This window comes from Lacticaseibacillus jixiensis, assembly GCF_042847315.1.
Classification (GTDB): domain Bacteria; phylum Bacillota; class Bacilli; order Lactobacillales; family Lactobacillaceae; genus Lacticaseibacillus; species Lacticaseibacillus jixiensis.
In genome coordinates this window covers 25761-46048 of sequence record NZ_BAAFPR010000024.1, presented here as the reverse complement: position 1 = coordinate 46048, position 20288 = coordinate 25761, and the positions used below count along the sequence as shown (strand labels likewise).

At 49.9% G+C, this 20288-nt stretch carries 18 protein-coding genes and 1 tRNA gene; 12 read left to right on the top strand and 7 right to left on the bottom strand.

The annotated features are described in order from the left end of the window. Nucleotides 1-302: 302 nt before the first annotated feature. Nucleotides 303-590, bottom strand: a complete 288-nt coding sequence (locus ACGG90_RS12420; RefSeq protein ID WP_390409857.1) for a helix-turn-helix domain-containing protein — start codon at nt 588-590, stop codon at nt 303-305. A gap of 116 nt (nt 591-706) precedes the next feature. Here ACGG90_RS12420 and ACGG90_RS12415 point away from each other — a divergent pair, with 116 nt between their 5' ends. From ACGG90_RS12415 to ACGG90_RS12395, 5 genes are all read left to right on the top strand, one after another. After that, nucleotides 707-1489, top strand: coding sequence for a helix-turn-helix domain-containing protein (locus ACGG90_RS12415; RefSeq protein ID WP_390409855.1), 783 nt, complete (start codon nt 707-709; stop codon nt 1487-1489). A 75-nt stretch (nt 1490-1564) separates the two neighbouring features. Further along, the gene (locus ACGG90_RS12410; protein ID WP_390409854.1) at nt 1565-2710 is read left to right on the top strand and encodes a tyrosine-type recombinase/integrase; all 1146 of its coding nucleotides are present in this window, start codon (nt 1565-1567) and stop codon (nt 2708-2710) included. Nucleotides 2711-3034: 324 nt separating this feature from the next. Then, on the top strand, nt 3035-4453 hold the full coding sequence (locus ACGG90_RS12405; RefSeq protein ID WP_390409852.1) for a C69 family dipeptidase: 1419 nt from the start codon (nt 3035-3037) through the stop codon (nt 4451-4453). Nucleotides 4454-4601: 148 nt separating this feature from the next. Continuing rightward, nucleotides 4602-5261 carry a TMEM175 family protein gene (locus tag ACGG90_RS12400; protein ID WP_390409851.1) on the top strand — a complete coding sequence of 220 codons (660 nt, stop codon included), beginning with the start codon at nt 4602-4604 and terminating at the stop codon, nt 5259-5261. Nucleotides 5262-5321: 60 nt separating this feature from the next. Then, nucleotides 5322-5393, top strand: a tRNA-Glu gene (locus tag ACGG90_RS12395). A 767-nt stretch (nt 5394-6160) separates the two neighbouring features. On the opposite strand, the gene ACGG90_RS12390 is transcribed toward ACGG90_RS12395, so the two are convergent. Next, nucleotides 6161-8041 (bottom strand): bifunctional diguanylate cyclase/phosphodiesterase, encoded by a 1881-nt coding sequence (locus tag ACGG90_RS12390; protein WP_390409849.1) that lies wholly within the window; start codon nt 8039-8041, stop codon nt 6161-6163. 190 nt (nt 8042-8231) lie between these two features. Between ACGG90_RS12390 and ACGG90_RS12385 the strand changes: the two genes are divergently transcribed. After that, nucleotides 8232-9467: a hypothetical protein gene (locus ACGG90_RS12385; protein ID WP_390409847.1), complete on the top strand. Its 1236-nt coding sequence runs from the start codon at nt 8232-8234 to the stop codon at nt 9465-9467. Between the two features lie 60 nt (nt 9468-9527). On the opposite strand, the gene ACGG90_RS12380 is transcribed toward ACGG90_RS12385, so the two are convergent. From ACGG90_RS12380 to ACGG90_RS12370, 3 genes are read right to left on the bottom strand one after another with little or no spacing between them, the layout of a single operon-like run. Then, nucleotides 9528-9854 (bottom strand): DUF4234 domain-containing protein, encoded by a 327-nt coding sequence (locus ACGG90_RS12380; RefSeq protein ID WP_390409846.1) that lies wholly within the window; start codon nt 9852-9854, stop codon nt 9528-9530. 10 nt (nt 9855-9864) lie between these two features. Continuing rightward, nucleotides 9865-10044 (bottom strand): hypothetical protein, encoded by a 180-nt coding sequence (locus ACGG90_RS12375; protein ID WP_390409845.1) that lies wholly within the window; start codon nt 10042-10044, stop codon nt 9865-9867. After that, nucleotides 10037-10357: a hypothetical protein gene (locus tag ACGG90_RS12370; RefSeq protein WP_390409843.1), complete on the bottom strand. Its 321-nt coding sequence runs from the start codon at nt 10355-10357 to the stop codon at nt 10037-10039. Before ACGG90_RS12370 ends, ACGG90_RS12375 begins: the two co-directional genes overlap by 8 nt. 121 nt (nt 10358-10478) lie before the next feature. On the opposite strand from ACGG90_RS12370, the gene ACGG90_RS12365 reads away from it, so the two are divergent. The 6 genes from ACGG90_RS12365 to manA all read left to right on the top strand — a co-directional run bounded on the left by ACGG90_RS12365 (nt 10479) and on the right by manA (nt 17654). Continuing rightward, the gene (locus ACGG90_RS12365) at nt 10479-11144 is read left to right on the top strand and encodes a histidine phosphatase family protein (RefSeq protein WP_390409842.1); all 666 of its coding nucleotides are present in this window, start codon (nt 10479-10481) and stop codon (nt 11142-11144) included. Between the two features lie 169 nt (nt 11145-11313). Continuing rightward, a complete protein-coding gene (locus ACGG90_RS12360) occupies nt 11314-11967 on the top strand; it encodes a TetR/AcrR family transcriptional regulator (protein ID WP_390409840.1) in 654 nt (217 codons plus the stop codon). After that, entirely contained in the window at nt 11960-13687 is a 1728-nt protein-coding gene (locus ACGG90_RS12355; RefSeq protein ID WP_390409838.1) for an ABC transporter ATP-binding protein, read from the top strand. The genes ACGG90_RS12360 and ACGG90_RS12355 overlap by 8 nt, the downstream gene beginning before the upstream one ends. After that, nucleotides 13687-15558 (top strand): ABC transporter ATP-binding protein, encoded by a 1872-nt coding sequence (locus ACGG90_RS12350; RefSeq protein ID WP_390409836.1) that lies wholly within the window; start codon nt 13687-13689, stop codon nt 15556-15558. Before ACGG90_RS12355 ends, ACGG90_RS12350 begins: the two co-directional genes overlap by 1 nt. Nucleotides 15559-15659: 101 nt before the next feature. Beyond that, on the top strand, nt 15660-16646 hold the full coding sequence (locus tag ACGG90_RS12345) for a serine hydrolase domain-containing protein (RefSeq protein ID WP_390409834.1): 987 nt from the start codon (nt 15660-15662) through the stop codon (nt 16644-16646). Nucleotides 16647-16682: 36 nt separating this feature from the next. Next, on the top strand, nt 16683-17654 hold the full coding sequence (gene manA / locus ACGG90_RS12340) for a mannose-6-phosphate isomerase, class I (RefSeq protein ID WP_390409832.1): 972 nt from the start codon (nt 16683-16685) through the stop codon (nt 17652-17654). Between the two features lie 51 nt (nt 17655-17705). Here the strand turns inward: manA and ACGG90_RS12335 are convergent, their stop codons facing one another. Together ACGG90_RS12335 and ACGG90_RS12330 are read right to left on the bottom strand one after the other, a co-directional pair. Beyond that, nucleotides 17706-18437, bottom strand: coding sequence for a hypothetical protein (locus tag ACGG90_RS12335; protein ID WP_390409831.1), 732 nt, complete (start codon nt 18435-18437; stop codon nt 17706-17708). A gap of 167 nt (nt 18438-18604) precedes the next feature. Further along, nucleotides 18605-20215, bottom strand: a complete 1611-nt coding sequence (locus ACGG90_RS12330; protein WP_390409830.1) for an APC family permease — start codon at nt 20213-20215, stop codon at nt 18605-18607. Nucleotides 20216-20288 lie beyond the last annotated feature (73 nt).

Genomic DNA, 20288 nt, shown 5'->3' with positions numbered 1-20288 from the left:
TGCCTTGGAACCAAACATTTACCGGTACCGCCCAATCGACCGTCGCTTAAAGCAAAGAGGTCCGCTTCCCTGAATCTGGGAACGGGCCTCTATTGATTTTCAAGACGGTCTGTTATTGGGTGCTTACCGTTGTTCTGCTGTTAGCGTGTCATAAGTGGAAGAAACTTGTTGCTGAACTGCTGTGTTCAGAAGCTTTGCAAACTGCTCAAATGTTAGATCATGTGTAACGCCATCAATCTTTATTAACTTGTGAGTGCTCATTATCCTTCTCCTCTGGGGCTTACCCCGTAACCTCTATAAAACTAGATGGCTAATTTTTCTAACCATGCTTCCAGATCTGTTTTACGGATACGCTTGTATCGGCCGTAAGAGATTTCTGGCAATCCATCCTGAATCCATTTGTAAAGAGTGTTGTAACTGCAATGGGCGGCGTGACAGGCTTCGCTAAGGTTGTACACAAGCGGTTCACGTAGTTCAACAATCTTTTGCTCTACGATTTGTTGCACACGTTCATCAATTCGTTGATCCATGGATTTATCAAAAGCGGGTTCCCAAATGATTTGGGCTTTAAGTGGTGTTTCTTGTTTCATGGGCTTTCATCCTCCTTTTAACTGTGAACAGTATAAGTCCATGACTGTATACAGTCAATAGTAAAAATACTGTTTACCTGCAATTTATTCCGGCGTATAGTCAACTTTGAGCGTACATGGTCACACCTGCTTTCTCTGGTGCTGCGGATTTTGGGTGTTTTTTCCCGTGCCGCGGCAGTGTGGGACAAATTTTTGTTTACAGAGGCTTTATAGGCAAGTCCATGACGTATGTAAAAAAACAAATCAAAAAAATTGAAAATCCAAGCAAGTCAGTGAAAGAAGGGAACTCAGTGATAAATGTTCAGTTGAAAGAAGTTGCACGACAACAAGGCCATACCCTTACGGATATAGCCAAGGCAACAGGTATTTCAATGAATACGCTCAGTGTTCTTGGGCGTGGTGATTCTAACGGCATTCAGTTTGGTACGCTTGAAAAGATCTGCAACTTCTTACAAATCACACCGAATGATCTCTTTGGCTTTGAACCTGATCTATACAAGATTTCTATCGGTGAGCAGCAAAATTCTGACCACAGCTATTCAGCAGCGGCGTTTAGTAGTGATGATCTCGCCGCATTAAATAGGAAATTAAGCGGTATTGATCTGGCTCAAACAGACAAGCCGTTAGCTGTATACGTTCAGCAGCCTGCCTTTAACGGTGCTGGCGCGATGTTAGTTGTAGGTGCACCACTGAATGATACAAGTGGCGTTTATCAATGGTTAGAATCTTTAAGCCAGAGGCAGCAGATTAACATTATTCAAGAAGCATTTACCATCTTACGGTTAAATCCCTATAAAGATGCCAACAGTCATGTGGTGGCATTGTTCATCATGGCGGATCACTCAGCGCGTGCTTATGATTTTCTGGTTTCAGAGGATCACAAGCTGTCGTTGGCGTAGGATAGGGAAGTCTTTGGTTCTCCATTTCTCAGTGCACCGCTTGCCTAGCGTGACGGAAAATAGGAGGAACAACAGATGTCGCAGTATAAATATTTGATCAAAGCAGGTGAACGGTGGCGTTTTGATGCAACAACACAGGTTCGGGGCAGCAACGGGCGCTTTAAGCGTGTAAGCGGTGGCGGCTTCTTAACCAAAAAAGAGGCTGCACTCCATGAGCGCCGCGCACTTGATGATGTAGAACGTCACGGATTCACAGAATCCAACAAGATTACGTTTAGAGCCGTTTATGAAAAATGGTATCAAGTATATGAAAGAGGTGGGATAGCCGAATCTACGGCGGCAAAGACACAGGATAATTTTCGGCTGCATATTTTGCCACTTTTCGGCGAGAAGCCGATTAAAGAAATTTCAATAGAGGATTGCCAGAATGCCGTTCAGTTGTGGGCGGATAAAGGATACAAGAAGTATCGCACGTTCTTGAAAATGACTTCCAAGGTGTTTGAACATGCCATGCTTAACAAAATTAGGTATGATGATCCTACAAGGGCCGTTTGGGTTCCTAGAAAGCCGGCTAAGTCAGACCGCAAGACAGAACCAAAAGACAACTTTTATACTGAGGATCAACTTCAAGCTTTTCTCAAAGCCGCACGCCAAGAAGCAAACTGGAAGGCGTATACTATATTTAACGTCTTGGCATTCACTGGTATGCGTAAGGGTGAGGCAATGTCTTTACGTTGGACTGATCTAGATTTCAAGAAACACACTCTTACAATCAGTAGAACCTTGACCCGCGGTAAAAATAATCGCCTTTATATCTCGCCAAATCCCAAAACAGAAAGCAGCAAACGCACGCTGTTTCTGGATGACAAAACAATATCTATTTTGAAACAGTGGCAAAAGATGCAAGCCCAAGAGTTTCAGCGTGATGGCATTAAATCTAACGGTGATGAACAATTGATCTTCACCAATGACCATAATGGGTTCATGCAACCTATGTATCCTAACAAGTGGATGGATAAGATTATCGCAGCTGCAAACCTAAAGCGAATCACGCCGCATGGTTGGCGTCACTCATGGGCAACCATTGGAAATATTAAGAATATCAATCCCGTATTGATTGCTGCGGAACTGGGGCACAAGTCTGTACAAACCACCCAAAACGTTTATACTGGTGTCACTGAGGATCAGCTTGCGGGTTTGCCAGACCTATTTGTTGAGTAGCCCTGCAATCGTGGAATATAGATATTCCCACATGATTCCCACATCAAAAATGTTTTCACAAGAACAAATACCGTAATGTAGGCGTTCGTTAACTGCATTGCTCAGTGTATATTGATCCCTATCTACCCAAGAATAATATCTATCAGCTGTCACGGCGTTCAAAAGCGCCAGGTGGCAGTTTTTTTATTGGCATACTTCCCTCTGAATGGCGTGATTGATCAGCGCTGTTTTGTCGCTGTTTGGTTACCGTTGTGTAACGGGCATGCAAAGCTGACGGTTTGGGCGTAAACTTAACTTATCACTTTGGAGAAAAGAGGGGCACGCATGAAAATCGAATCTGCATGTACGTCGATCTTGGTAGGCAAACTCGCCTCGATCGATGGCACCACCATGATCGCGCGCAACGACGACACATTCAAACCACTGACACCGCAACGCTTCTACATGCATCCAGCATGGAAAGGCGAGAAGGACTTAATGGTGAAGTCGCCGCTAAACAACTTCGAGGCACCGCTGCCGGAGAATGGCTACCGCTACAACGCGGTGCCTAATGTTGACCGTGAGCATGAAGGCGATTATGAAGAAAGCGGCATCAACGAGAAGAACGTCGCAATGTCGGCGACTGAATCGACTTATGGCAACGAGCGCACCTTGGCCTTTGATCCGTTAGTCAAAGACGGCTTAGACGAAGACTTGATGGTGAACATGGTTTTGCCATTCATCGAATCTGCACGCCATGGGGTCGAATACCTCGGTCAATTGATCAAAACATACGGCTCCCCAGCCGGCAATTCGGTGCTTTTTTCCGATAAAGACGCGGCTTGGTACATGGAAATCGTCACCGGCCATCACTGGGTCGCTCAGCGCATCCCTGATGACGCTTATGCAGTCGCTGCCAATCAAGTGGCGATTCAAGAAGTCGATTTCGACGATCCGGATAACTTTATCTGGAGCGCCGGGATCCAAGAATTCGTTGAAGAACACCACTTGAACCCGGATCAATCCGGCTTCAACTTCCGGCATATCTTTGGCACGATGAACGAGAAAGACCGTCACTATAACACGCCGCGGGTTTGGTATGCGCATCATATCCTCAACCCAGAAACGCCGGAAACCCCAGAATCCGCCGAGCTGCCGTTCATTATGCATACTGATCACAAAATCACCCGTGAAGACATTGCTTATATCTTAGGCAGCCATTACAACGAAACTCGCTTTGATCCGTTAGGCCATGGCGATGACGCGGATAAATATCGTTATCGGCCGATCGGCTTGAACCGCACGCAGAATTCGCATATTCTGCAGGTGCGCGATAACGCTGAATCAATCATGTGGTTAAACATCGGGATGCCGACGTTCAGTCCATATGTGCCGTTCTATTGCAACGCCGAAGACACCGATCCGTCTTATAACCAAACGCCAATGCAAATGGATGTGGATAAAGATTCTGCATATTGGCTGCATCGGTCGATGGGGATGTTGGTTGAATCGCATTATAACCACTTCATTCAACAAAACCGCGACTATTTAACTGAACTCAACCGGCGTTTCCGCATTCATATTGCCCAAACCGATGCCGCGACAGCCGACCTTTCCGGCAAAGACTTGACTGAAGCGTTGACTGCGGCCAATTACAAACTGGTGGCCATGGTCAAAGCCGAAACCAAGAAGCAAATCGCCAGCTTTGTGATGCAAGGCTTGGAGTTGTCGAAGCTGACGTTTAATATGGATAAGAACTTGTAGCCATTGCCAAGACCTTTGCCTTGCCGCTCATGTGAGTGCCAAGCGAAGGTCTTTTTTGGTGGTGGCGGGATGAATGGACATCTGGGATTTCTAGTGTATAATGTTGATAAAGGTGGGATGGATAGCCGCCTATCACGGAGGTTACGCGATGAATAAAGATCGAATTAACGCGTTATCAGATGGTGTGTTTGCGATTTTGCTGACGATCTTGATTTTAGAATTCAAGCCTGAAACGATTGCCCCTGGGACTTTAGGCCATGTGATCAGCCATCAAGGGCCGTTGTTTGTGATGTATTTGATGTCGTATTTCTATGTGGGCACCAGCTGGTTGTTTCATCATGACTACTTCCAATATGTGAAGAAAACCAACCGCACCTTGAATATCTTGAATCTGGGGTTGCTTTTCACCGTGACGCTGGTGAACTACGCCATGGTGTTGTTGATCGAAGCGCTGACCAATGGCAATGCTGATGATATTCAAGTGGCGTTCATTGTGTATGATGTGGTGGCGATCTTGATTTCAGCCAGTTTCTTGGTGGTGTATCGCTTCTTGGAGCGGCATGTGGAGTTGCGCAACTTGTCAGGCATCGAACACCACTACAACCGCATCCGCCAAGATCCGGCGCGGTCGGTGGGTATTTACCTGTTGTCGATCGTGGCGACTTTCTTCTCTAATGGGTTGGCGGGGGCCTTGTTGATCGTTGGGGTGGTGTTTCATTTTGTCGCGTACTTGCGGTTTTCCAAGGTTATTCATTTGGGGGTCAAGAATGCCAGTGGGGAAAATGAGCACGAGGAGCCAAGAAGTTAGGCGCCAAGCCTTGACAATCCCCTTGAATCCTGTAAAATGTTTATTGTTCTGATGATTCATTGCCCGTTGGTCAAGGGGTTAAGACGTCGCGTTCTCAGCGCGAAAACACGGGTTCGAATCCCGTACGGGTGAGTGTGCCGCTACATCGTTGATGTAGCGGCTTTTTGTATACCAGAGCGGAGTGGCGCGCACTTAGCGGGTCGGGTAGCTTAGCCATCGGGCTTGGGGCGTTCTTTGCCCCGAGTTCGATGGCGTAGCTAACCGTACCCGCGTTGCGCCACGCAGCTCGACGAAGACCACAGCGTATCAAGTCCGGACTTGGGTAGAGCCCGGCCAGGTGTTGCTTCGGCGCGCGGGGAAAGCATCGGCGCAGGCGGTGCGGCCGGTTCCAACCGCGCAAAAAAGCGCGTGGTTTCCACCTAAGAATTTAGCCGTACGTTCGCTCTGCTCACCTGCACGTCTAAATTCTTGCCGCGATCAGCGACGCGAGCCAAGCACAAACCGCTTGTCTCACGACGCTGATCGTTTCACGGCCTGACCGATGCTTTCCCCACGCGCCTGCGCAACACCTGTCCTCCGTGATTAAACCAGTCTAGTGGTTGGCTTGGCATACACAGTTGAACGGATAAACACCGGTTGGTTCAGATTTCGGGGCATATGTTTGCTATATTAAGCGCGGCGTGATCCGTATTGTGTGCAATCGTCAGATGAAGCAGCAGTACAACGCGAGTGTATGGCAGTGCAGCATGCAATGTTTTCGCGATGGCAAAACGGCTGTGCAGATCAACAAAGCAGCCGCGGCGCAAGACCATTGATGCCACCCAAGCTGCACAAAGGCCCGCAAACTCAGAATCCTGGGTTTGCGGGCCTTTGTGGCACTTGATTTCGCTGCTGCACCTTTACTTGTCTTGCGGCAAAGCAGGCTTACCGAAATAATAGCCTTGTTGGCGGAAGATGCCGCTTTGCTTAAAGGCATATTCGGATTCTTCTTGGTTCTCCACGCCTTCGAGAATAAATTCGAGGTGATGGTCATCGGCGATTTTCTTCCAGAAGTCGATGCGCTCCAACAACTGTTGCGCGTCATTGGTTTTGCGCAGATTCTGCATCGCAAACTTAATACCATCAATATAGGCGAACATGTGCAACACCAATTCATAACTGTTGTCGCTGCCGACGTCATCCAGATAGATCTTGATGCCTTCAGCGCGATAAATTTCTGTGATCTGCTTGACTGTTTGCAGGTCTGGGGCGTCCATGATCTCAATGACGAATTCCTTCAAGCGCGGTTCGTGGCGCTTGAAGTGCACAAAGTCGCGGGCGATGGCGGCATCGCTGAACTGCTTAGCGGTGAGGTTCACTGTGACACTTGGCACGTGGCTATGATTCAAGACGCGCTTGATCAAGCTGATTTGCGTCGTTGTCGCGATTTCGAAGCTGTCCGGCAGGCGCCATTGATTGCGATCAAAGGCGCGCAGCAACAGTTCATTCATGATCGTCTGATCGGTATTTCGGCGCACATCAACGATCGGCTGGGCATAATAAGTATAAGTCGGCAGCCAGTTTTGCGCCTCGCGGGCGTGCTGAGCGACCCCTTCAACGGTGATGGCGTCGCGGCCGCTGTGCTTGCTTTGGGTCATGCTGGCAGTGGCGCGCTTATACAGCGGATCAACATCTCGATCGACTGATTGGATCTGCGACAAACCAGCTGAGATCGTTAGCATCAACTGCTTGTCTTGGTAGGTGAAGGTATGGGTGCGGATCGTGTCCCAGCAGTCCAAGATGATCGGCGCTGCCAAAGTTGTCGGTGTGTTGTTGAAAATGATGCTGAACTCTTCGCCGCCAGCGCGGAACAAATGTGATTCAGCGCTGTATTGCGACAAGACGTTCTGCAACACTTCAACGACTTGCATCAAGATCGCATTGGCGCCGATGTGGCCATAGCGTTCGTTAATATCGGCAAAATGATCCACATCGATCACCGCTAACGTCAAAGGTTGGCGGCTTTGCTTGGCCCCCTCAAACAAACTGGCGACATTGCGGGCGTATGACGCATAAACGGTGTTGACAGTCAGGTCTTCACTGGCAGCTTGACTGGTCGTCAATTGCCGACGCCGGATGAAGTTCCAATATAAGCAAGTCAGCGCCGTCATCAATAAGTATGCGCCGATGCTGAAGTACAAATGCGCTTGAGTTAAGTTGACGTCAGGCACCGTCAGCCAATAGGCCGCGGCCACATAAGCGCCAGCGGCTAAACAATACCAGAAGCGATAGCGCAGGTCCCACCCGCGCAGGCGAATCACCACCAGCAGCGCAAGTAACCCCACCAGGGTTAAGCCAACTGGCCATGTCCAGAGGTTGGCTTGATGGCCAACGCCCCAAATCACCAGCAAAGCGGCACAGCGGATCAGATATTCCCACTTGCCCAGCTGATTATCCAAGATCGGAAAGGCGACTAAGAACAAGGCAATATTGGCATATAACCACCCGTTGGCAATATCCGTCAAACTGGCTGCTGTTAGGAGTGCGCCTAACAACCAGCTGGCCAGCGGCAAGGCGCAGCGGATACCCAGCAGCTGCCATTTAGACAGCGCGGTATTGCCCACGACGCGCTGCCAGATGCGCGAGTAGCCGATCACCAAAGCACAAACAAAGCCGGTGGCAAAAATCAATAAGACAACCTGAGGCAGCCAGGTTGCTGAACCAATTGTTGCAAACAAAATGTGAATGACCCCCAGAATACGCATCACGAACATGATGTCGAGCGAATAAGGATGAGGCACAGAATATCCTCCAACCAAACTTTATTATCATTTGCCAGATTGGACAAGGGGGCTGACGAAAATATCTCATGATTTCATCAGATTTTAGCAAAATATTCCTATTACTTGTGAATTGACATGCAGAAACTGATATGTGATTATGTTAATGCCATTAACATATTATGCACTTGGAGGAGGAATTATTTTGAATATGGACAAGGCAAAAGAGGTGTTTAACAAGTATCGCTACGCCGTATACGGCGTGGCGGTGTTGCTGGTGGTCGTCATTGGCTTTGGGATCTGGCGGGGGCTGGCGAGAACCGATGCTTTAAAAGATGCTGAATTAAAGTTTTCCGGGTATAACGGCGACGGCACCGCGTATCTGACGTCAGCATCTGCTCAGAATGCCACCAAGGCGATCCTAGTCGGTGTGATGACTGGCGACAACGTCGATAAAACGGCTATCGATTACGTTAAAGAAACCGATGCTGCGGAATTAAACTATGACAAGATCGGGCAGTTGTCCGGCAGCACGACGCTGATGAGTCAAGTCAATGAAACCTTAGGCGACATCAAGATCGACGTGACGCCAAACACCGGGCTAAAGAACGGTGAAACGGTCAAAGCCAAGTTGGCGATTTCAGACGCTGAAGCCAAGAAGTACAAGCTTAGCAACAAGAGCCATTCATTCAAGGTGTCAGGCTTGAAGAAGACCCAAAACATCGGTATCGCCGACATCAAGAAGCACTTGGATGTGACGTTCAGCGGCTATGATGAACACGGCATGATCACCATCACCAGCAAACAATATGCCAATGATTTGCGGTTTAAAGTGGCTGACAATGGCCAGCTCAAGAATGGTTCAGAAGTCTCGTTGACGGTGCCAACCAGCTTTACCAAGCAATTTAAGACCAAAGGCAAGATTTGGCAAGGCACGCGCAGCTTCAAAGTCAAAGTCAGCGGCTTGCAAAGCTTAGGCAAAGTCACCAACAAGGCTGATGTGACGCGCTTTATTGACGAACTGGCGGCAAAGCAATGGGAAACCACCGGCGATTTCGCCGATTATTCCGCGCGCAAAGCGTTGAAGACTTACATTTTTACTTATAATCCGATCGAAGGTTACAGCTTCGAAAGCCAAGACGCCAATACGCAGAATGTCGGTGAAACCGTTGATGTGCTTTCTGCAAGCGACAGCAGCGACACTGAGCGATACTCCGGTGATGATCAAGGGGTGACAATCGCCACGCTGTATCAATTAACCGAGAAAGACGGCGGTAAACAACGTTATGCTTTGGCTGGATACTCAGATTTGCACCTGAACAAAGGCGCGGTGGATATCGCCACCAAAGATGACAATGACAGTGCTTATCAGCTGAAATTCGAAGATGAGAAGTCGTTGACCAGTATTCAGCAACAATGCCAAAGCAATGGCCAAGTGTTAGATTAAATAGCTGCAGATACAAATAGCGCCTCTGGACTTCGATCCAGAGGCGTTATTTGTGCGTCATCAGGCGCGATTGAGTAATTCGGTATTCTTGGCTTTCCAGTCTTCTAACTTGATGCGCACCCAGAAGCCGTAGATGCCACAAGTGATCAGCGTCAACAGAAACCACTTGATCCAGTTGCCAAATAAACCAATGGCACTGCCGAAGAAGTGCATCCGATAGCCGTCCACCACAGTGTGATTGATCTTCCAGCCGTATTGCATGCACAATGCCCAAGGATAACAGATCCCCAAGGTGCACACGGTAATAATTGCCCCTAACAGTGTCCAGCCGATCAGACTCAACAAGCCGCCGTCAAAGAATGAGTTGCGTCCGTACTTGGTTTCCATCATGTTCTCCTTAGCGATTCTTCCAGATGACCATAGTATACACGAAGCTGATCAACGCGAACACCAAAGTCGCGACCACCAAATAAATCAGCCAAGACCAATCCAGCATCTGCATGCCCAGCCAAAATAAAAAGGCGAGGATGCTCGCCTGAACCGTGCGCCGCAACGCCTGATTAAATGCTTTATTCAAAGCTGACCTCCACAAAGTTAAGGCCTAACTTGCTGACGTGGCCAAGGGTCAGCCAAAGTTCATTAGGCACTGGCGGTTCATCTGCGTCGATTTGTTTGGCCAGCCATTGCACCAACTGCGGATGCGCTTGGATGAAGCCGTCTTCCATGCGCGTGGCTTCTAAGCGTTCATCTGGGAATAAGTGGTGTTGATAAGGAAAGATGATCGTGTCTGGCAAGCGAAACGCGACGACGTTTTGCAGGCCCCGCGTGACTATGGCATAGCTTGTAGGATGGGTGTGTAAATAGTCCAATATCATCTGCGCAGTTTTCACGTGCTCGCCTCCGACTTTAGTCTCTGTAGGATAACTCGTGAATATGATAACATGAAAAGGTAGGTGAAACCAAATTGAATGTTTGAAATCGTTTTCCAACTACGCAAATGGGGGCGCAGATATGACAGTGCGATTGTATTTGGTGCGACATGGACAAACTGATATGAATAAAACCAACCGCCTGCAAGGCATCACTGACCGGCCGTTAAGTGCCCGTGGTTTGAAACAGGCCCAAAGCTTGGCAGAATTACTGGCCGATGTGCCATTTGCTGCAGCATACAGTTCTGATCGCAAGCGCGCGGTGCAAACCGCCCAGGCGATTTTACAATATCATCCGAATTTGGCGCTGCATCAGCGCGCCGGCTTGCGAGAGTATTACTTTGGCGGTTTGGAAGGGCAAGGTGAAGGGGTATTGATCCGCCACACAATGCAAGCGGTCGGGGCCAAAGCGATGATGCGGGCTTTTGCGGGTGATCGCTTTGCCCATTTGATCGCGACTTTCCAACACCGCGATCCCACCAAGCAAGCGGAAAGCTTGGCTGAAGTGCAGCTGCGCGTGCGCACCGGTTTGGCCAAGATCGTCGCTGAAGCGCCAGCAGATGCTGATGTGTTAGTGGTGGCGCATGGCTTGTTGTTAAGCGCCTTGGTGCATCAATTGGCGCCGGATCAATTGCCTTTCGGGTTGTTGAAAAACACCAGTGTCACCCGGATCGATGTTGAGCAAGACCAATGGCAAGTCGTCGGGGTGAACTTGACGCAATTGCCAAAAGCTGTCGTCGAGAATTAAAGTTGAACTTTGGCCTTGGCCGCTTGTGATGGCGGACAAGGCTGTTTTGTTGCGCCTGAAGGTCAATGCCTCATTTCGGGCAAAAGAACTATTGCTTTTTTGCATCACTCGCGTATAATGACAAGTTGTCACATGACAGTTCGTCATGCCAGAGCACAAGGAGGTCAACATGCCGAAACCGACATTTTTCCGGTTGCCTGAAGAAAAACGCATGCGCTTGGTTAAAGCGGCTTATGCGGAATTCACTCGAGCACCGTTTGCCGATGCGAGCATCTCAAACATCATTAAAGATGCTGGGATCCCGCGCGGGAGTTTCTACCAATACTTTGAAGACAAAGGCGACATTTTCTTCTACTTACTAGATCGGATGCGTGAGTCGACGACTGCTGCGTTGCAAGGGATGCTTGCCAAACACAATGGCGATCTCTTCCCATCGGTCACCGATTTGTTTGACATGATCATCAACGAGTTGGCAGATGGTCCTTATGCGGCTTTCTACCAGAACGTGTTTATGTATATGGACTTTCATTCTGCAGCGAAGATCAGCCCAGGCGTCGATGCTAATGCCCATAAACCTAAAGGGCACGAGGTCATCGATTACATGATGAACAATGTCGATCGCAGCAACTTGCGCGTCGATTCTGATCGGCAACTGAGAATGTTGATCCGGCAGGTGATGGGCATGTTTATGCAAACTGTTGGTTCGTATTACAACCATTTGGGCAAAGGCGAAACCGTCAGTGCACAAGAATTAAAGAAGCGCGTGGCGCAGCTGTTAGACTGGCTGCAATACGGTGCGGTGAAGGAGGCGCCACATGATTAAACTGGCTAAAGGCCGGATGAGCTCACTTGCGGTCATGGGAGCGGTATTATTTATGATCGTGCAGGTCATCAGTTCGTTATACCTGCCGAATCTGACTGCCGATATTGTTAACAACGGGGTGGCCAAAGGGGATACGACTTATATTTGGCACACCGGGATCAAAATGATCGCCTTCTCTGTCTTGAGTGTCTTGGCTGCCGTGGGGAACGTTTTCCTGGCGTCGCGCACCTCACAGCGATTAGGCCAACGCGTGCGCAGTGACGTGTACCGCAAAGTCTTGAATTATTCCCATGATGAACTGGACACCATTGGCACCAGTTCGTTGATCACGCGGACGACTAACGATGTCACCCAGCTGCAGAATGCCTGGATGATGATCTTGCGGATGATGATCATGGCACCGATCATGTTGATTGGGGCCAGCTTCTTGGCTTATCAGAAGAATCACACGTTGACGTCGATTTTCGTGATCGTCATTCCGATCATGTTGTTGTTTGTCGGGATCTTGATGAAGTTTGCGGTGCCATTGTTCCGCAAGATGCAAGAGAAAACCGATAAGATCAACTTGGTCTTTCGTGAAGGCTTAACTGGCGTGCGCGTCATTCGCGCTTTCCGCCAAGATGATTTTGAACAAGACCGCTTCAGTGAAGCCAACAAGGATTACACCGATAATGCCATCAAGGTCAATACCATCATGGCCTTGGCGCTGCCGGTGATGACTTTGATCATGTCTGGCACCAACATTGGGATCACTTGGTGGGGCGGACATTTGATTGCCCAACAAGCCTTGGAAACCGGTAACATGATCGCATTTATCACTTATGCGATGCAGATCTTGATGAGCTTCATGATGCTGTCGATGATCTTGATGTTCATTCCGCGGGCCCAAGCTTCTGCCGTGCGGATCAACGAAGTGTTGGATCAGAATTCGCCGATTATTTCCCCAGATGCACCAAAGCCTTTAGGCGACACGCCGGCTTTGGAATTTGATCATGTGGACTTCCGTTATCATGGCGCCGAAGATCCGGCATTATCCGGCATCGACGTGTCGATGCACGCCGGGCAGACCTTGGCGATTATTGGCGGTACCGGTAGTGGGAAAACCACGATGATCAACTTGATCCCGCGCTTTTATGATGTGGATGCTGGGACGGTTAAAGTCAACGGTGTCAACGTCGCCGAGCTTGACTTAAAGCAGCTGCACCAAGCGGTATCTTTTGTGCCGCAAAAGGCGGTGCTGTTCTCCGGTACTGTCCGTGAGAACATGCAATACGGCAATCCTGATGCCACTGATGAACAGATCTGGCATGCCTTGGACATTGCGCAATCGCGTGATTTCATTGCAGAAAATCCTGAAGGCTTGGATTATCACGTTGAACAAGGCGGCGGCAACTTCTCAGGCGGCCAGCGGCAGCGTTTGGCGATCGCCCGGGCCTTAGTCAAGCCAGCCAGCATCTATGTGTTTGATGATTCCTTCTCGGCTTTGGATTTCAAGACTGATGCCAACTTGCGCAAAGCATTGTTGGATGATCCGGAAATCTCGCAGAAAGTCGTGGTCATTGTCGGCCAGCGCGTTTCAACAGTTGCCGACGCCGATACCATTGTCGTGTTAGACGATGGTAAAATGGTCGGTCGCGGCACCCATGCCGAACTCAAAGCCAACAACGAAACGTATCAAGAAATCATCAATTCTCAAATCAGAAAGGGGGATGAAGCCTAATGGCAGAGAAAACCACGAGTCGTCCAGCCGGCGGTCACGGCCCAGGTGGGCGCTTGGGTGTTGTTGAGAAGCCTAAGAACTTCTGGGGCACGACTAAGCGCTTGATGGGCTATATGAAAGGCCGCTTGGTGGGGATCTTCATCGTGTTGGTGTTCGCCATTGCCTCAACGATCTTTCAGATCCGCACCCCAAAGATCTTAGGTCAAGCCACGACTGAGATCTTCAAAGGCTACATGAAAGGCGTCGCCCAGCAAAAGGCCGGCATCAAGATGAGTGAATTCCCGATCAACTTTGGGAAGATCGAATCGGTGATCATCACCGTCATTCTCATGTATGTGGCTTCGGCGTTATTCTCCTTCTTGCAACAATACATCATGACCCGGGTGTCGCAAAACACGGTTTATGACTTGCGCAAAGAATTGAAAGCCAAGATGAAGCGGGTGCCGATCAATTATTACGACACCCATTCCAACGGGGATATCATGTCCCGGGCGATCAACGATATGGATAATATCGCCTCGACTTTGCAACAGTCTTTGACGCAAATGGTTACCTCGACGTTTACTTTCATCGGGACGTTGTGGATGATGATCTCGATTTCTTGGCAAATGACCTTGATCGCCTTGATCACCATTCCGCTGTCTTTGATCGTGGTTGGTGTCGTGGCGCCAAAGTCGCAGAAATACTTCGCTGCCCAACAGAAGGCTTTAGGCTTGTTGAACAACCAAGTCGAAGAGAACTTCGCCGGCCAAGTGGTATTGAAGTCCTTTAACCGTGAAGAAATCGCGGTGACGACTTTTGAAGAAGAGAACCGCAACTTCTACAATGCCGCTTGGAAAGCCCAGTTCGTGTCTGGCATCATCATGCCGTTGATGAACTTCTTAAACAACATCGGTTACGTCTTCGTGGCGATTTTCGGTGGGGTCGGCGTGGCCAACGGGACAGTTTCTTTAGGGGATGTGCAGGCATTCTTGCAATACACCCAGCAGTTCTCCCAACCAATTTCGCAATTGGCCAACTTAGCCAACACCATTCAAAACACGATTGCCTCGGCAGAACGGGTCTTTGAAGTGTTAGACGAACCGGAAATGACCAACGAACCATCCAACTTCCCAGCAGTACCTAATGATCCTAACAAGCTGGTGATGGATCATGTGAAGTTTGGTTATGACGGCGCTGAATTGTTGATGAACGACTACAACCTGCAAGTTAAACCAGGTCAAATGATTGCCATTGTTGGCCCTACTGGTGCCGGCAAAACGACGGTCATCAACATGTTGGAACGCTTCTACGATGTCAAAGGCGGCTCGATTCGCTTAGACGGTGTGGATACGCGCGACATGACCCGCGAAGAATTGCGCAGTCACTTCGCCATGGTCTTGCAAGACACTTGGTTATTCACCGGCTCTATCTGGGACAACTTGAAGTATGGTAACGAACACGCCACAGATGACCAGATCATGGCTGCTTCTAAAGCCGCCCATGTGGACAACTTTGTGCGCCAGCTGCCAGAAGGCTACAACACGATCTTGGACGAATCGGCAAGCAATATTTCGCAAGGGCAGCGGCAGTTATTGACGATTGCCCGTGCGTTTGTGGCCGATCCGGATATCTTGATCTTGGATGAAGCCACCAGTTCGGTTGATACACGAACTGAAGTGCATATCCAACATGCCATGAGCCGTTTACTGGAAGGCCGGACCAGTTTCGTGGTCGCCCATCGCTTGTCAACGATTCGAGACGCCGACAACATCATTGTGATGAATCACGGCTCGATCATTGAAACCGGCAACCATGATTCCTTAATGGCCGCCAATGGCTTCTATGCTGATTTGTACAATTCACAATTTTCCGGTAATGTGGCGATTTAGCCGCCATGCCTAACGCCTGCCGCTTGGTGGGCGTTTTTATTTTGGGTAAAATTACGCGGCCAGTTGGTTAATTAACGCGTTATTTAGGCTAAAATAGGCGTATGGGAAGTGAAAGCGTGAAGACGATCGAGAACATGTTGCATCAGTTAGTGACCAAGCGCATGGTACCAGGGGTATCTTATGCCTTAATGCAAGGCGACTGCGTGCAAACAGAGGTGTTTGGTGCCAGTCAATGGCTCCCGACCAAACAAGTGCTGCGGCCGGGGATGGTTTATGATTTGGCCAGCTTAACCAAGGTGTTAGGCACGACTACGGTGTTCTTGCAGGCGCTGGATGCGGGGTTGGTTTTCATTGATGAACCATTGCGCAACCACTTGCCTGAGTTTGCCCCTGCCACCACGTTTGGCGAAGCGTTGACGCATACCAGCGGCTTGGAAGGTTATATCCCACACCGTGATGAATTAAGCGCCCAAGCGTTGCGCCAGGCGCTGATCACCACGCTTAAGCCCACCGGCCCAAAGACCGTGTTGTATCGTGATTTCAACTTATTGCTTGTGGGCTGGGCGCTGGAAAATGTGTATGGCGCAGCGATCCAAGACGTGATCACAACGCGCGTGCTGAAGCCGCTGCATTTGGCTTCCGCCAGCTTTCATCCGAACATTGATGATTGTGTGCCAACGACTTATCACGACAGCCGCTTGCTGCAAGGCGTGGTGCATGACCCCAAAGCCCGCATCTTAGGCGCGCATGCCGGGTCTGCCGGGTTGTTTGCCGGGTTAGCCGATTTGATTGCATTTACGCAATACGCCTTTGGCCAGCGCCAAAGTGCGGCGTGGCCAAAGGCGTTTGCCGGTTTGCTGCGCGATTATGCTGGCGGCCGCAGCTTAGGGTGGGATCTGCGCCAAGATCGCCTTGGTCAGCTGTGGCTATATCATACTGGCTACACCGGCGGGTTTTGGCTGTTGCAGCCGCAGTCTCAGCAGGCGTTAATCGTGTTGACTAATCGGGTGCACCCGGTGGTGAATGCGGATTTTCTTGACGCACGCGATGAGATCGTCGCGCAATATCTGCAGAACGTGGTAGAATGAAAACGGTATAAATAAGCTTTTTCACGGGAGGATAACATGACGGAACCATTATTCTTAGCACCGGTGTTTCATGAGAAGATCTGGGGTGGGCGCAAGCTTGAAACTGAATTCGGCTACCAGATTCCAGACGGCAAGATTGGGGAGCTATGGGCGATTTCTGCGCACCCCAATGGCCCGTCGACCATCGAAAACGGCCCGCTGGCTGGCAAAACGCTGACGCAAGCTTGGGCAGAAGATCAAGACTATTTTGGCCATCAGACTTCTAAGGTCTTTCCTTTGTTGACCAAGATCTTGGATGCCAACGACAGCTTGTCGGTACAAGTGCACCCAGACGACGCTTATGCCGCAGCCCATGAACGCTCTGGCGAACTGGGCAAGACGGAATGCTGGTATGTGATTTCAGCAGAACCTGGTTCTTATTTGATCTATGGCCATCACGCCAAGACGCGTCAAGAACTGGCGGATATGATCCACGCCGGCGATTGGGACCACTTATTGCGCAAGGTGCCAGTTAAAACCGGCGATTTCTTCTATGTGCCAAGCGGGACCATTCACGCGCTGAACAAAGGCATCATGGTGTTGGAAACGCAACAATCGTCTGATACCACTTATCGCTTGTATGACTATGATCGCACCGATGCGCAAGGCCACAAGCGCGAATTGCATTTGCAACAAAGCATCGACACGACCACGGTGCCTTATGCCGATCCGCAATTAGACATTCAAGAAGCCAAAGTTGACGACGCCACCATTACCACTTATGTGCAGCCGCCAATTTCCAAGTACTTCTCAGTGGAACATGTGCAACTCAATGGTAAATTACATCAAACGCCATTAGCCGCTTATACCTTGGTTTCGGTATTAGCCGGCAGTGGTGAATTTGCCGCCGATGGTCAAACTTATTCGATCAAGAAAGGGACGCACTTCTTGATCCCTAATCAAATCAAGGCTTGGGACTTTAAGGGCGACTTAGAAATGATTCTTTCGCAACCAGGACCGGAAGCTTAACCCTAATAAATACCGCAATTTCACGACTTGCCTCGTGAAATTGCGGTATTTTTAGTGGTGCGCCTGGGACTGCTGACGCTGCCAGGCGCGGTATTTGGCGGTTTCAATGAAGTAAGTGAGTAATTGTTGATGCTGGCGTTTCTGGCTGAAGCCTTTGCGCGGCGTTTCCAGCTTGGCCAAGCGCGCCAGCGGACTAGGCACCAGCAAAACATCGCGGATCACCGCCGACACATATAACACTGGATCCAGCGAAAGGGCTGGTAAGATAAAGCCGGCTTCAGCATGCTGCAGCGTCGCTAGGGCTGGGTTGTTGCGCAACAGCCGCCGCTGCGCCGCCAACCATGGTGCCAGCTGCCAATTACCGCTTAAGAAGCGTTCCGTTAAAGCGGCAAAGGCTGGTTGCACGCTTTTGGTGACATGGCGGCGCTGCCAGTCCGTCAAGAACTTGCGCCAGGCGGCTTGCTGCTTGTTGCGGGCTTCAAGCGCGCGTTGATAACTAGTCGATAAAGTGATCGCATCCAGCTGGGCGCGGCCGCTGACACTGATGGTATCGCCGATTTGCAGCCGTTGGCCTAACAGCAAATGCGTGAATTTGACACAAGCAAAGCGACACGCTTGCAGTTGCGCCAAGCGCGGCGGGATCGGGTCCGATGTGAGAGAAACGTGTTTCAGCTGCAGCCAAACGTAAGCATCTTCATCGACAAACTTGCCGTTGGTAAAGCGCACGGCATAATCCACGCCGGAAATGACGGCGATCAGCTGATAATAAGCCGCCTCGAACATGACTTCACCCCCTAGCCATAGTGTACAAGGCGGCTTGCAGGTTGCCAAAGTTTTGCTCAAAAGCCTGATTTGTCAAGGGTTAGACGGCTGCTGCTTAAGCGGTAAATACACAAACGCCCAAGCCCCTGCGATTCAACGAGAATCGCGGGGGCTTGGGCGTTTGTTGGTTAATCTTCGTGCCAAGTGGCATCGTTGCGTGCCACTTGGGCGTTGACTTTTTCGGCGGCGGCCAAATCGGTGGTGGTCCAGCTGTGAATGCCCCAATAATAAAAGCCCAGTGAACATACGCCGATCAAGACGTTGTCCCAAGGATATACCAGCCAGCCGACCCCATTGAATTCATGGGCGCCGGCATAAGACATCACCGAGATAAATACCAGATACACCAGCATCCACATGGCGGGTTTAATGGCGGCGCGCAGTTCGCTGAAACCGTTGCGCCATTCGAAATAGAAGTAAAACGGTAACCCGATCAGAATGATCAAGATCACTTCGATAGTGGTCGGCCACATCGCCCAATAAACCGCCAAGCTGGTCAACATGAAGGCAATCGGCGCGATCCAATTGAGGCTGCGCAGCTTCACCGGCCGATACAAATGTGCGCCCAGCTTGCGCAAGGACACCGCCGTGACTGGCCCAGTGAGATAAGCGATCAGCGTAGCGGTGGATAACACAGTGGCTAACACTGCCCATGAGCGGAAAACGGTCACCATGACGATCGACAACACCGTATCTGCCACCATGGCCCGGCGCGGAATGCGGTATTTGGCATGCAGCTTGCCTAACCAATGCGGCAGATGGTGATTAGACTCTAAAGCAAACAACGCGCGCGATGCATTGGCGACAAACGACACCCCGGTGCCAAAAGGCGATACGAAAGCATCCATATATAACAGCACTGACAACCAATTTAACCCCAATAGCATTGCCAAATCAGCAAACGGCGATGAGAAGTCTAACCCATGCCACCCTTGAGCAGCCAAGATATGCGGCGGGATGGCGGTGATAAACGTTGACTGCAAGCAGACGTACAAGACGCCTGAAATCAGCAGAGAAATCGTGATCCCGCGCAAGATATTCTTCTCTGGATGCTCGATTTCAGCGCCCATGTTGATCACGGTTTGAAACGCATCGAATGAGAAAATGATCCCAGCAGCACTGGTGGCTGAGAAAATCGTGGCGGTACCATAAGGGAAGAATTCATGGAAATTGGTCCCATAGTTAGCCGGATGAAAGCCTGACATGGTCAACAAGATAATGGTCAACACCGGCATGCCGATTTTAAATACTGAAATCAAGCTGGTGAAATGCGTCAGCACCTTCACTGACCAGTAATTCAACAAGGTGAAGACAATGATGAAGCCAAACACGACAAACAAGCCTGAGGTGGTGACCACGCCATTAGCCAGCAGCTTGTGCGTCCAAGTGGCCCAAGACCAAGGCCAAGTCGACATGTATTGCACCGCCGCCACGGCTTCAATTGGTATCAAAGTGATCAATGACACCCAATTGGCCCAAGCGGCAATGAAGCCTAATAGCGAGCCATGCGAATATTGGGCATATTTGCTCATGCCGCCGGCTTCTGGGAACATGGCGCCGATTTCAATATAAGTATAAGCGATGATGCCGATGATGAAACCACCCACCAGCCAAGATAAGATGGCGGCCGGCCCGGCAATCTTGGTGGCTTTCCAAGAACCAAACAGCCAGCCTGAGCCGATCAATGACCCCAGCGCCAGCATCACCGATTGAAACAGTGAGATTTTCTTGATATGCATAATTGACTCCGTGATTCGTGATTATAGAATATCTTCTAAGTGTACTCGTCATGCAAACGGGTGTCACGTTATC